This window comes from Desulfoplanes sp. PS50 (assembly GCF_053851535.1).
The window spans coordinates 48876-61186 of the sequence record NZ_JBSPZA010000008.1; the positions used below are offsets into that span (position 1 = coordinate 48876).

Consider the following 12311-nt stretch of genomic DNA (forward strand, 5'->3'; position numbering starts at 1 on the left):
GAAATCCTCTCATTTCTCAAATTCACTGTATGTCATCCAAACGTATTCGTGAATATCAGGCTGTTCGAGTAGTTCCTTTGCGAACTGAATGGTTACGATTTTTTTATCACCTATCCATTTTTTGAGGTGCCCATGCAACGCTGTCTGAATCTATTGGTTTGTATCTGCCTGTGCTGCCTGATCCCAACATCTGCCTTTGCCCTGGTCACCGAGGGGGTCGATGTGGAGAGCTCCTCCTCCAGTCGGTTCAAGGCCAAGAAGGAGGTTGAGAAGCGTGCGGGCCAGGAGGCTGTCAGATCCTATGTCCTGCGGGCCAACCCCGGGATCGACGCAAAGAGTCTGGAGACCATCGTTTCCAGCCATGCCGCATTCGTCAAGGGCAAGACCCAGCAGGGATTCTCCTTTGAAGGCGGCAAGGGGATCGGGACCTACAAGGTGACCCTGGACGATGCGGCCATCAACCGGCGTCTGGAGGAGATGGGCGTTGGGGTGCAGTCCGGACAGAATGCCCGGGTGGTCTTCGTGATCATGGAGGAACCTCCGACCAAGGCAAGCATGGATCTCATCCTGGATGTCGAGGCCTCGGACGGGGTCAAGAAGCTCCGGGGACTGGGGCCTTTTGTGACCTTTTATCCGGATTTCCAGCGGGCCATTCGCGACGAAATCACCCGCAAGGCCAACCAGGAGGGGCTCAAGCTGCAATGGCTGGCGCAGACTCCGGGCATGGACAGATACAAGCAGGCCGAGGACGATCCCCTGCTCGGGGTGCATTTTGATTTTGACCGGGAGGATTTTGTCATCGACCGCCGGCTCATGCAGGCGGTCCGGGACCGCTTTGCCGCTGAAAACGGGATTGTCTATCAGTACCGGATCGATTCCCTGTATTTCGATCAGGTCAAGCGGGTCTTGAAGGCCAAACTGTCCATCTCCCTGCTCGATCTGACCACCAACGAGGTCAAGTCGGTGGGTGCTCAGGAGTACGCCACCACCCTGACGGAAAAGGTTCCCTCTATCGCCCTGCGTGACGGGCTGGCCGATGTGGCCGGAAGGGCCGCCTCCCTGCTCATGAACGATGCCAAGAAGGAAGGAAGGCGCATGGCCTCCATGGCCCTGCAGCGACAGAAGCGGGGTGCCGCCCAGCCGGGCAAGGTCAGCGTGAAGCTGGCCTCCAAGCGGACTCTCTACAAACTCAAGACCCAGCTCGGCTCGAGTGTTTCCAGTGCGACCATGCAGGGTAATGTGCTTGTGCTGGATCTTACATCCGGGACCTCGCCCGATGAGTTTGTTTTCGGGGAACTCTATGACATTCTCGAGGGGCTGGGACTCCATATTCCCGAGGACAATGTCCGTATAAGCGGGAATCAGGCCTATATCGAACAGTAGAAACGAGGAAAAGGCCATCCGCTTCCAACGAGGCGGATGGCCTTTTCCTTTTTCACGGATCGACGTATACGGGGAGAACCCCGCAACCAGCAAGATACAGGACATTCATGACGCATTGCGCACAAAAGATCGTCTCTTTTGAAGAGGCTTGTTTGATTCGTTCCGCCCGACCCGGGAAACGGCTCGTGTTCACCAATGGATGCTTCGATATCCTGCACCCCGGCCATGTGGACTATCTGGCCCGGGCCCGGGCTCTCGGGGATTTGCTTGTGGTCGGGCTGAACAGCGATGCCTCGGTTCGCAGGATCAAGGGGGAGACCCGCCCGGTGAATCCGGAAAGGGATCGGGCCCTGGTTCTAGGTGCTCTGACCTGTGTGGACCATGTGGTTATTTTCGAGGAAGACACCCCCTACCAATTGATCTGCACGGTCATGCCGGACATCCTGGTCAAGGGGGGAGACTGGCCCGTGGAAAAAATTGTCGGCCGGGATATTGTCGAGGCCAAGGGAGGGCAGGTGCTGAGCATCCCCTTGCTCCCCGGATATTCCACAACCCGGATCATCGAGCGGATTTGCGCCCTTGGGCAATTAGATTTCAGGAGGGAACCTCGTTCATGAACCCCAGGGCATGGCCGCGTCACGTCTATAGTCTCGCCTTCCTGCTCCCCATCCTCGGCAGACAGGGGGAACTCGGCCAGGAGCAGTCGGAATTTGTGGTCCGCAAGGCCCGGGAACATGCCATTGGCCGGGATGATCCCAAGGGGATGGATTTTCTGATTCGATTGGGGCTTACCAGGGCACAGCCCCCTTCTTCCGGTCCGGATCGTCGTCTTGACGAAGAGACCATCCTGCGGGCCGTGGCCCGGGAAACCGGGCTCGAGTACAAACGGATCGATCCGCTTGAGATCGATCTCGAGGTGAGTGCCGGACTGGTGTCAGAAAGTTTTGCCCGCCGGAACAGGCTCGTCCCCCTGCGTATTGAAAACGGGGTCCTGTTCATGGTCGTTCACAACCCCTTTTGTCCGGATCTCTGGGAGGATATCGCCCGGGTGACCACTCTGCCCTGCCGGGTTTTTCTGACCACCAGGGAGCAGATCGCCCGGTTGATCGAGGACGTGTTCCAGTTTCGTCTCTCGGTCAGGGCTGCGGAACAAGAGATCGAAGGACAGGTCGGGGTGGGTGACCAGGAAGCCCGGGTGAACATTGCCGGTCGACTCGATCCCGCGTCCCAGCGTCACCTGGTCAAGGCGGTGGACTATCTTTTGTCCACGGCCCTCACGGAGCGGGCCAGCGATATCCACTTCGAACCCAAACGGGATCACAGTCTGGTCCGTTTCAGGATTGACGGGATCCTCCACCCCATTCATCGCCTGCCCATGAGTGTGCACCAGGCCATGCTCAACCGGATCAAGGGGATGAGCCGGCTCGATATTTCCGAAAAGCGTCGCCCCCAGGACGGCCGTGTCCAGCTCATGCTCGAGGGAACGCCCACCGACGTCCGGGTCTCGACCATTCCGGTGGCCTTTGGAGAAAAGATGGTTCTGCGGCTGCTTTCCGGGGAATCCATTCTGAAGTCCCTGGATGTTCTGGGCATGGGCGAGGACCAGCTCCGGGCCTATCAGACCCTGATCAGCCGGACCCACGGGCTGATTCTGGTCACTGGACCCACGGGAAGCGGCAAGTCCACGACCCTGTATTCGACCCTGAAGACCATGGCCCATCCCGGGGTCAACCTGGTGACCATTGAAGATCCCATCGAGATGATTGTGGAGGATTTCAACCAGATCGGCATCCAGGATCGCATCGGGGTGGGGTTTGGCAAGATGCTCCGCCATATTCTGCGTCAGGATCCGGATATCGTCATGGTCGGGGAGATGCGGGATCTGGAAACGGCCGAAGAGGCCATCCAGGCGGCATTGACCGGCCATCTGGTCTTTTCCACCCTGCACACCAACGATGCCGCGTCCACCCTGACCCGACTCAAGGATCTGGGAATCGAACCCTATCTGATCAACGCCTCCCTCCTGGGGGTTGTGGCTCAACGTTTGGTCCGAACGATCTGCCCCCATTGCAGGACCCCCATTCGTCCCCGGGCCGAAGACCTGGCTGGATGGGGGCTTGGAGAGCTGTTTAGCCCCAAGGATGTCCTCTATCATGGGTCGGGGTGCGAATATTGCCGGAATACCGGGTATCAGGGACGGGAAGGATTGTTCGAGGTGGTCCCTTTTGATGTCGGTCTGGGCGAAGGGCTGGAGGCGGGCAGGGATCTGGAGGGCTTGCGGCGCTTGATCCGTTCCAAGGGGATCAAGGGGCTTTTTCAGGACGGGATGGAAAAGGTCAGGGCCGGGAAAACGACCATCGAGGAGGTTCTTCGGGTAACAGGGGGAACGCAGACACGAGTGTGACCAGTCTCCTGTCGAAGGGGCTGGTCACCTTTCTATCAGTATGCAGCAAGCGATGTCTTGACGCTGGGGGCGAACAGGGATGTTCGTCCCCTTTTGTCGTTACGGGTCAAGAGAAGATCGGTATCCGGGTTTCGCGGCAGTTCCAGGGGAGCCATGGCCAGGATCACATTGGAATCGGCCTCGAGCACGCGGATATGGAAAAGAACCTTGTCGTTTTGGACCGTGTAGGTACCTGTGACCAGGAGGGCACCGGCGGTTGAAGTCGTGTGCAGGAATTCAGGTATGCGGGTCAGGACGATTTCTCCCTGTCCCGGGATTATCTGAAGTGTGTCGATCCTGCGGATCTCCCTGACCCTAAAACCTTGTCTGACGAGCCACAGACCCATGTTTTCAGCCGTGACCCTGGCCAGGGGAGATGTATGGTTCAGGTTGTCCAGGTTGACCGGTGTGGTGACGACAAATTCCATGTCAGTCAGGTTCATACCCTGTTGGTCAGCCCTGAATTGCAATTGCCGAAAGAGCTCCTGACCCGTTGCGGAAATCGCCGGCTTCTCGGCGAAGACCGAACACGGGAAAATGGCCCCTGTCAGCAGGTAGAGGATGGTGCAAAAATGAAACAGATTTTTCATGGGCATGGGATGCAAGCCTCCAGGCGTGATTCTCGAGGTTACAAGGCAATTGGCTTGTGATGCATGGGTCCGCGACATTGCTCCACAATGAAAAGGGGTATCAATGAAGGGGTATGTATGATGTATCGGCCGAGATGCGAGAATCTTGAGGAAGATGGACAGAAAAGGGCAGAGAGGTGCGGGGGGTTATGAGGGCTTGTCGGTGATGAGTTTCTTGAGTGATGCAACGCTCTGCTTGAGGGTCGCCTTTTCTGCAATGGGCTGCTGGAGAAAGGAACGGATCGGTTTGATCATGGTCAGCGCCGCATCGATATCCGGATTGCTTCCCTTGGCGTACGCGCCGATATTCACCATGTCTTCGACCTTGTCGTAGGTGGCCAGATGGCGGATGAGCTCCTGACCCGAGGCGATGACATCGCTGGGAATGACGTCGGAACGCAGCCGGCTGATACTTTTGAGGATATCGATGCACGGGTAGTGACCCTGATCGGCCAGCTCACGGGTGAGCACGATGTGCCCGTCCAGGATGGAGCGAACAGCGTCAGCAATGGGTTCGTTGAAATCATCCCCTTCCACCAGAACCGTGTAGATACCGGTGATGCTTCCGTGTTGATTTTTACCGGCCCGTTCCAGAAGTTTGGGCAGATGGGAAAAAACCGTGGGCGTATAGCCGCGTGTCGTCGGTGGTTCACCCGCGGCAAGGCCCACTTCCCGGGCGGCCATGGCAAAACGGGTCACCGAGTCCATCATCAGGATGACGTCCTTGCCCTGATCCCGAAAGAACTCGGCCATGGCTGTCGCGGCATACGCAGCCCGCATCCTGACCAAAGGACCCTGATCAGATGTGGCGATGACCAGGACAGACCTCGCCATGCCCTCGGGCCCAAGGTCTTTTTCGATGAATTCACGGACCTCGCGGCCGCGCTCTCCGATCAGGGCGATGACATTGATTTCAGCCTCCGTGTACCGGGCGATCATACCCATGAGGGTGCTCTTGCCCACGCCGGATCCGGCCATGATCCCGACCCGCTGGCCTTTGCCCAGGGTGAGCAGGGAATTGATGGCGCGCACCCCCACGTCCAGGGGCTCTGTGATCCTGGGACGTTCCAGGGGATTGGGGGCCTGGGTGTAGAGGGGATTGAATCGGGCCGGTGAAATATGTTCGGATTTGTCCAGAGGATGGCCAAAGGCATCCAGGGCGTGTCCCAGGTAGCGATTTCCCACGGGAAAAAGGGGAGGCGTGGAGGCGTTGCGGATCAAACTTCCCGGTTGAATACCTCGCATGTCTTCATAGGGCATGAACAGCACCGACCCGTCCCTGAAACCGACCACTTCGGCATTGATGCATCCCGTCCTTCCCGATCGGTCCGGGAGAAGTTGGCAGATGGAGCCCAGGGGAGCCTTGATTCCCTGACCTTCTGCAACCAGACCGACAACCTTGCTCACCTTGCCATAGGACTGGACCGGGGTGAGATCGGCAAGAAGATTCATGGCCGCCTTGGTTGAAAGACTCACTGGTCGTCCTCCAGGCTGATCTGTTCGACGATCTCCCTGACCAGGGCATATCGTGATTCAATGGAATTATCGACCATGCCGTTTTTGCTCTCCACCTTGAGGCCGCCCTTTTTCATGGCCGGGGAGGGGTTGAGCACCCACTTGGAAAGGTCGGGAAATTGCTGTTCGGTCCGGGCCAAAAGATCCTTCAAAAAGGAGGTGTCCTCCGGGGAGCAGGAAATGGTCACGCGTTCCTGGGTATCGATGCGGTTCAGGGCCTCTTCAAGGAGATTCTCGAGAACCTTGGTTTTGTGCGTTTCGAGTTCCGTGGACAGGACCTTTTCCAGGGCCGCCTTGAGTACCAGGGCCATATTCTGGTTCTGCTTCGATCTGAGGGCCTTTTTTTCAATCTGGATCTGTTTCAGGAGCTCATCGAGCTTGCCGGAAAGCTTCTGAAGATGCGCTTCGAGTTCCCCGTCGGCGGCGGCCTTGCCCTGTTCGTATCCCAGATCGTAGGCTTCCTGCTTGAGGGCTTCGGCCTCGGTCATGGCCTTGACGATGATCTCCCGGGCCGCAACCTGGGCCTTGGCCTTGACCCGCTGGACATATTCCTCCTCCATTTCCGGAGAGAGCGTTGAGGTATCTTGCAAGGGGGCAAGAGGGTCGGCGCCCCGGGTGTCGAGTCCCATGAATATGCGACCACTCCTGAAGGGCTTGCGGGGGCTAGACAAGGACATCGCCTCCTCCCTTGCCCGCGATCACGATTCTCCCCTCGGCCTCGAGGCGTCTGATGCTCTTGACAATACTCTGCTGGGCCGACTCCACGTCCGAGAGTTTAACCGGTCCCATGATCTCCAGATCTTCCTGAATCATGGTCGCGGCTCGTTCGGACATGTTACTGAAGAATTTCGTCTTGACTTCGTCCGAGGCGGTTTTCATGGCCAGGCCGAGTTCTTCGTTGCTGATTTCCTTGAGCACTTCACGGATAGCCCGATTGTCCAGGGTCGTGGCGTCCTCGAAGACGAACATGAGCTGTCTGATGTCGTCAGCCAGGGTAGAGGAATCCTCTTCAATTTCATTCAGAATTTCTTCTTCCGTGCTGTGGTCGATGGCGTTCAGGATTTCGGCCACGGCCTGGACACCGCCCACGTGCTTGCCTTCCTTGCCGCCGATGGCGATGAGCTGGTTCTGCAGGACCTTGTCAACCTCCATGAGCATGTCCTCGGGGACTGCCTCGAGCTTGGCAAGACGCATCATCACCTCGGTTCTGACTCCAGGAGCCAGGTTCTGCATCAGTTCGGCAGCATTGTCAGAGGGCAGATGCCCGGCAATCAATGCCAGGGTCTGGGGGTGTTCGTTACGCAGAATCTGGGAAAGGATTTTGGGGCTGACATTCTGCAGCTCCTTGAACGGGGTACGGCCAAGATCCAGGTCCAGGGAGTCGATCACGTATTTGGCCGTGTCCGCATCCAGGTTTTCCGTGAGCATCTTCTTGACCTGCTTGGGGCCGGCAACGAGCATGTCCTTTTGAACGATCATGGTCTCGTTGAATTCCTTGAGCACTTCCTGGGCCATTTCCTTGGAGATGGTGTCCATCTCCACCATGGCCCTGGAAATGGCGGTGATCTCTTCACGTTCCAGATGTTTGAAGATCGTTGCCGCAAGATTTTTGCCCAGGGCGAGCAGCAGGATGGCCGCTTTTTGGGAGCCGTCGAGGGCTGCTGCATTTTCTATGTTCGCCACGGATCAACCTCCCTTGGTAACCCATTTCTTGATGATCAGCACGGCCTGATCCATGTTCTGGTCGACCAGCTGCGTCGCGTAGGCCTTGGCATCATGGATTTTGGCCTGATCTTCGATATCCTGCATGACTTCGTTGTCGATCCCTTCGGCCAGGGACAGACGTTCCTCACCCAGAGGCAGTTCCTCGGAAGCGGGTATTTCCTGACCCGAAACCTTGGGCTTGATGATGGCCATGATCACCGGTCTGACGATCAGAAGGAGGAACAGCAGGACCAGAAGACCGTTGAGCAGGGGTTTGCCGATCAGCTTGAAATAGGTGGATACGGTGTCGCTGATGGTGGGCATGGGTTCGGGCTCGGGTGCGCCAAAGGCGATATTGGAGACCTCGACGGAGTCGGCCCGTGCCGCGTCGAACCCGACAGCCTTTTCCACCAGGCTGCGGATGCGTTCCATTTGCGGCTCGGGAAGGGGCTGATAGGCGTACCCGCCCTGTTCGTTTTTCTGGTAGGTTCCATCCACGATGACGGCTACACTGAGCCGATCGATTCTTCCTAGCGAGGACACGGTGTGCTTGTCCACCTTGTTGATCTCGAAATTCGTGGTTGACGTGGTTCTGGAGGATGACTGGGATGTCCCGGCCATGGCGTTCGTGTCCGCCTGATATTCGGCTTCGGGATCACCCTGTTCCGCACGGCTGTTGCCGACACTCTCCTCTTCACTGCGTTGCTCGCTCCGGACCACGGAGCTGTCCGGATCATAGAGTTCCTCGTGGATATTGGTTCGGCTGAAGTCCAAATCGGCTGCGACCCGGGCAATGACTCTTCCCTGGCCGACAATAGGAGCGAGCAATTGTTCAATACGCCGTTCCAGATTACGCTGCAGGTTCTGCTGGTATTCGAATTGCGTACTGGTCATGCCGACCCCTTCTTCGTCCCGGGGTTGGTAGAGCACCCGGCCCTGGGTCGTGGAAATGGTAATGTGCTCGTCGGTCATTCCTTCGACACCCATGGCCACCAGATTGACGATACTCCGAATCTCCTGCTGAGAAAGGGCGCTCGATGTTTTCATCTTCAAAACAACCGATGCGGACGTGGGCGCCTGCTCTTCGATGAACAGGCTCTTGTCCGGAATGACCAGGTGAACCCTGGCCGAGCTGATGGCCGGATACTCGGTAATGGTCCGGGCCAGTTCACCCTGAAGGGCCCGCTGATAGTTGATGTGCTGGATGAAATCGGTCTGTCCGATCTGGGTGGTGTCAAAGAGTTCGAAACCGACACCCTGACCATGCAGGGCCCCGGCACCGGCAAGGGCGAGGCGCAGGTTGTAGACCCTGTTCTCCGGGACGAGGACGGTCGCACCATTGGCCTCGAGTTTGTAATCGACCTTTTCCTTCTCCAGAAAGGCCACCACTCGGGAGGCATCTTCCTGATACAGATTGGAATAGAGGACCTTGTAGGAGGTCTGGTTGAACCAGAAGAGCATCAGCAGAAAAACGACGATGACGCTGACGCACAGGCCGATGACAAGAATCCGTTGTGCCATGGAGCTTGCCGACCAGAACGAGGTGACTTTGGAAAATGTCTTTTGCGCGAGAGGATGCATAGCCTAAGCCCGTTGCAGAGTGATGAGTGAAAAAAATGTTGGTGCCATCGTTGCTATCTAGAACGGCATCTTCATGAGTTCTTTGTATCCTTCGAGAACCTTGTTGCGAACGGCCGAGGTCATGCGCATGGCCATACCCGCTTTTTGCAGCGAGACCATGAGTTCGTGAACATTCTGCTTCTCGCCCGTGGCAAAGGACTTGATCATTGTATCCTTGTTTTCCTGGAGGTCATTGACCTTGTTCAGGGAATCCTTGATGGTATTGGCAAAGGACTGTGTGTCTCCGGCGCCGGCCAGGGAATTGTTGACCTTGCCCGTGGCCTCGGCTCCGTTGGTCAGGGGATTGGTGTAGGCCTTGAGAGCTATGGGATTGATTGCCATGGACCGTTCTCCTTATGTGCCCAGTTCAAGGGCCTTGTTAAACATGGTCTTTGTCGTGGATATGGACGAGGCGCAGGCCTCGTAGCTGCGCATGATGGTCATCATGGAAGCCATCTCCTGAACCACGTTGATGTCCGGATAATCGACATACCCGTCTTCACCCGCATCGGGATGTCCGGGATCGTAGACCCGCTTGAAGGGGTGCTGATCGTCCTTGATCGAGTCCACCTCGACCCCTCGGAGTTCCCGTGTCAGGGCGTTTTGCATCTGCTTGTGAAAGGATTCTTCCGCAGGCACCGCCTTGAACGAGATCTGCTTGCGCCGATAGGGGAGGCCGTCAGCCCCCTTGGTGGTATTGGCGTTGGCCAGATTCATGGAGACGACGTTGAGATGGGTTCGTTCGGCCGTGAGCCCTGACGCCCCGATATCTATGGCAGTCATGAAATCCATTATCTACTTGCCTCCTGGATGGTGGTTTTGAGTCCTTCGAAATTCTTTTTGAGCACCGTTGCCATGGCGTTGTACAAGAGGGTATTTTTGGCCATGACAGACATTTCCTTGTCCAGATCGACACTGTCCTTGCCCTGAACGATCTGTCCGTTCATATCCTTGTCCAGGGTTCCCTCAAAGGAATCGGGATCAAAGGTCGTTGGCAGATGCCCTTGAGCGGTTCGGGTCATTTGTCCCTTGCCGTTGGTTCGCAGCGCTTCCTGGAGCTGGTTTTCAAACTCGATCCGCCGCTCCCTGTACCCCGGGGTATCGATATTGGCGAGGTTTGAGGCGACGAGATTTTGACGTTGCAGCCTCAGATCCAGAACCTTTTCTGTCAGATTTATGTTTGGGGAAAAAAGAGATTTCATGGCGTTTTTCTTTGAAAGATTCAGTATTATAGGTGGTTGTTGTCTTTTATCTGTCCAGATGCTCACCATTGTGATCAGGGACATCTCGAGATAAGCAACCTTTGTTCCAGAAGAACAGTTTTTGGTTTTTTCAAGTACAATATCTTGAAATACAGAGATAAAATATTTCATTCGACATGTCGGCAGGGTGGCTTTCTTTGCTTTGGCACGAAGTCTGCTTTGACTTTGTCGCCCGACATGCATGATCGACCTCCGGAAAAAAGGTTCCTCAAACGCTATTCTGCGGGATCCTGCCCGGATTGCCAGAGAGATACGGGCAGGTCGGAATGGATATTCCGACATCATTGTCAAATAGTAAGGAAGTGTGTACGCAACCAACCAGGAGGAGGACACGATGAGCAGCCATCTGGACTATGAAATCAACAAGGAACTCGGTGAATGTTACCTGTTCATGGGTGAATTGGACAAGGCAAGAGATTATTATCAAAAGGCGGCAGAGAGCAACGGAGTCCATTCCGATCCCTATCTGGGATTGGCCACCATTGCCGTGCAGCAGGGCGAGCTGGATTCGGCCATGGAGATGTACAAGAAGGCCGCGTCCATAGACCCCGGGGACAAGGCCCTGGCGGGCATGGGACTCATTGAGATGGAAATGGGCAACAAGGACAGGGCCTTTGATCTTTTTGCCCAGTCTCTGGAAAAGAACCCCTCGAACATGATCTCCATTTTCGGAATGGTTCAACTGGGACATGCCGAAAACAGACTCGGGGATGTGATCCCTTTTCTGGAGACCTATCTTTCCCTTGATCCCAACAAGCACGAGGTCAGATACTCCCTGGCCGGATGTTTTTTGGCCATGGGTGAGAAAGGGGTGGCCAGAACCCATCTGGAAACCATTCTTGAGGCCGAACCCGGTCACAAGGACGCCCGTGACATGCTCGAGCAGCTCTAACGGCTGTAGGGACACAACCAGATACCATCCGCGTTTACTTTTTCGTTGTACCAACCAATCCCACCCCGCCATCAGGCAGGGTGGGATTGGTTGGTTGGACGGCTTGCATATTCTGTGCGATTCTGGCAGGCAGCCTCATGATCATTGGTTTGATCCCTGCCTGGATTGCCTGTCAGGGATCATTTTTCAGAAGAGCGGGTCTGAACGATAAACGAGGAATATATGGAATTGTTACCCATAAGAAGGGCGCTTCTCAGCGTGACCGACAAATCAGGACTTGTGGAATTGGCCCAATTTCTGGTCGATAATGGTGTGGAACTGGTTTCAACGGGAGGAACCCGGAAGATGCTGGCCGATGCCGGGCTTCCGGTAGTATCGGTCAGCGAAGTGACCGGATTTCCGGAGATTCTCGGGGGCCGGGTCAAGACCCTGCATCCCCATATCCACGCCGGCGTCCTGGCCGACAAGGACAATCCCGAGCATCTGGCAACCCTTGATGCGAAAAGGATTGCCCCTTTCGATCTCATCTGCGTCAACCTGTACAATTTTGCCCAGGCGGTTTCCCAGACCATGGATCTTCGTTCCGCAGTGGAACAGATCGATATCGGGGGGCCCACCCTGCTTCGGGCCGGGGCAAAAAACTTTCATTCCATGACCGTGCTGCCGGACATCGGGGACTACCCCGGCTTCATCAAGGAACTTCAGGCCAACGGCATGAAGGTTTCTCTCGGTTTCAGACGGAGCATGGCCGTGAAGACCTTTTCCATGATCTCCGCATACGATGGGATGATCGCTGAATACCTGGGGAGGGACGGGCTATAGCCACCAAACTCAAGGGGAATCTGACCGGGCTCAAACCCGGT

Annotated in this window: 13 protein-coding genes; 5 read left to right on the top strand and 8 right to left on the bottom strand. The window is 56.2% G+C overall.

The genetic code is table 11. The features are described 5' to 3' along the window. The first annotated feature begins 132 nt into the window (after positions 1–132). The 3 genes from ACTVJH_RS05340 (at position 133) to ACTVJH_RS05350 (ending at position 3787) form a co-directional block, all read left to right on the top strand. A complete protein-coding gene (locus ACTVJH_RS05340; protein WP_455988227.1) occupies positions 133–1383 on the top strand; it encodes a hypothetical protein in 1251 nt (416 codons plus the stop codon). 107 nt (positions 1384–1490) lie between these two features. Continuing rightward, the gene (rfaE2, locus tag ACTVJH_RS05345; protein WP_455988229.1) at positions 1491–2000 is read left to right on the top strand and encodes a D-glycero-beta-D-manno-heptose 1-phosphate adenylyltransferase; all 510 of its coding nucleotides are present in this window, start codon (positions 1491–1493) and stop codon (positions 1998–2000) included. Next, positions 1997–3787 (top strand): GspE/PulE family protein, encoded by a 1791-nt coding sequence (locus ACTVJH_RS05350; protein WP_455988231.1) that lies wholly within the window; start codon positions 1997–1999, stop codon positions 3785–3787. Before rfaE2 ends, ACTVJH_RS05350 begins: the two co-directional genes overlap by 4 nt. Positions 3788–3822: 35 nt before the next feature. Here the strand turns inward: ACTVJH_RS05350 and ACTVJH_RS05355 are convergent, their stop codons facing one another. The 8 genes from ACTVJH_RS05355 to flgB form a co-directional block, all read right to left on the bottom strand. Then, positions 3823–4422: a FlgO family outer membrane protein gene (locus tag ACTVJH_RS05355; protein WP_455988233.1), complete on the bottom strand. Its 600-nt coding sequence runs from the start codon at positions 4420–4422 to the stop codon at positions 3823–3825. Between the two features lie 180 nt (positions 4423–4602). Continuing rightward, the gene (locus ACTVJH_RS05360) at positions 4603–5907 is read right to left on the bottom strand and encodes a FliI/YscN family ATPase (RefSeq protein ID WP_455988348.1); all 1305 of its coding nucleotides are present in this window, start codon (positions 5905–5907) and stop codon (positions 4603–4605) included. Positions 5908–5927: 20 nt separating this feature from the next. Next, on the bottom strand, positions 5928–6647 hold the full coding sequence (locus ACTVJH_RS05365) for a FliH/SctL family protein (RefSeq protein WP_455988235.1): 720 nt from the start codon (positions 6645–6647) through the stop codon (positions 5928–5930). Next, positions 6634–7653: a flagellar motor switch protein FliG gene (fliG, locus tag ACTVJH_RS05370; protein ID WP_455988237.1), complete on the bottom strand. Its 1020-nt coding sequence runs from the start codon at positions 7651–7653 to the stop codon at positions 6634–6636. Before fliG ends, ACTVJH_RS05365 begins: the two co-directional genes overlap by 14 nt. Before the next feature lie 3 nt (positions 7654–7656). Beyond that, on the bottom strand, positions 7657–9255 hold the full coding sequence (gene fliF, locus ACTVJH_RS05375) for a flagellar basal-body MS-ring/collar protein FliF (protein ID WP_455988239.1): 1599 nt from the start codon (positions 9253–9255) through the stop codon (positions 7657–7659). A gap of 57 nt (positions 9256–9312) precedes the next feature. Then, positions 9313–9636 carry a flagellar hook-basal body complex protein FliE gene (fliE, locus tag ACTVJH_RS05380; RefSeq protein WP_455988241.1) on the bottom strand — a complete coding sequence of 108 codons (324 nt, stop codon included), beginning with the start codon at positions 9634–9636 and terminating at the stop codon, positions 9313–9315. 12 nt (positions 9637–9648) lie between these two features. Further along, positions 9649–10086, bottom strand: a complete 438-nt coding sequence (gene flgC, locus ACTVJH_RS05385; RefSeq protein ID WP_455988243.1) for a flagellar basal body rod protein FlgC — start codon at positions 10084–10086, stop codon at positions 9649–9651. Further along, positions 10086–10496, bottom strand: a complete 411-nt coding sequence (gene flgB, locus ACTVJH_RS05390) for a flagellar basal body rod protein FlgB (protein ID WP_455988245.1) — start codon at positions 10494–10496, stop codon at positions 10086–10088. The genes flgC and flgB overlap by 1 nt, the downstream gene beginning before the upstream one ends. A 394-nt stretch (positions 10497–10890) precedes the next feature. On the opposite strand from flgB, the gene ACTVJH_RS05395 reads away from it, so the two are divergent. Further along, a complete protein-coding gene (locus ACTVJH_RS05395; RefSeq protein WP_455988247.1) occupies positions 10891–11448 on the top strand; it encodes a tetratricopeptide repeat protein in 558 nt (185 codons plus the stop codon). Positions 11449–11670: 222 nt separating this feature from the next. After that, entirely contained in the window at positions 11671–12270 is a 600-nt protein-coding gene (locus tag ACTVJH_RS05400) for an IMP cyclohydrolase (protein ID WP_455988249.1), read from the top strand. Positions 12271–12311: the final 41 nt, after the last annotated feature.